The 857-nt window shown below is 35.6% G+C and carries 1 rRNA gene; it reads right to left on the bottom strand.

The window, feature by feature from the left end:
- Positions 1-415, bottom strand: a 23S ribosomal RNA gene (locus SBL16_RS12125); the annotation flags it as partial.
- Positions 416-857: the final 442 nt, after the last annotated feature.

Below are 857 nucleotides of genomic sequence, written 5' to 3' on the forward strand. Positions count from 1 at the left end.
AGGATCCACTCAAGAGAGAATATATTTTCAACTACAGGATTATTACCTTCTTTGATTCAACTTTCCAGATGATTCGTCTAATATATTCCTTTGTAACTCCGTATAGAGTGTCCTACAACCCCAATAAGCAAGCTTATTGGTTTGGGCTCTTCCCGTTTCGCTCGCCGCTACTCAGGGAATCGATTTTTCTTTCTCTTCCTCCGGGTACTAAGATGTTTCAGTTCTCCGGGTCTGCCTTCTGACAAGCTATGAATTCACTTGTCGATAACACGACATAACTCGTGCTAGGTTCCCCCATTCGGAAATCTCTGGATCAACGCTTACTTACAGCTACCCAAAGCATATCGTCGTTAGTAACGTCCTTCGTCGGCTTCTAGTGCCAAGGCATCCACCGTGCGCCCTTAATAACTTAATCTATGTTTCCACCAAACTTTTAGTCAATCGCTCTCATATTGCTTCGTTTTCATTCATTTAAATGCTCATTTACAAAAGTAAACTGCGCTTTAAATAAACTCAACTCATTATCTAAAAACGATTTCTTTAAAAGTTCAAGTCGAAAACCTGTTATTAATCTTGTGAGTGTTCTTTCGAACACTAGCGATTATGCTTTATGAATTCAAGCTTTTTTAAAACTCTTATTCACTCGGTTTTGCTTGGTAAAATCTATTTTTACTTACTTATCTAGTTTTCAATGTACAATCAATAAACAAACAATCACATCAAAATAGTATATCAAAATATAATTTTGAATGTAATTTTCATTTAGTTGTTGAATGTTTAAAATAAACATTCAAAACTGAATACAATATGTCACGTTATTCCTCATCTCTACGAGATGTTCCGAATATATCCTTAGA

The organism is Staphylococcus sp. NWU MK-U1 (genome assembly GCF_033283505.1).
GTDB lineage: Bacteria > Bacillota > Bacilli > Staphylococcales > Staphylococcaceae > Staphylococcus > Staphylococcus haemolyticus.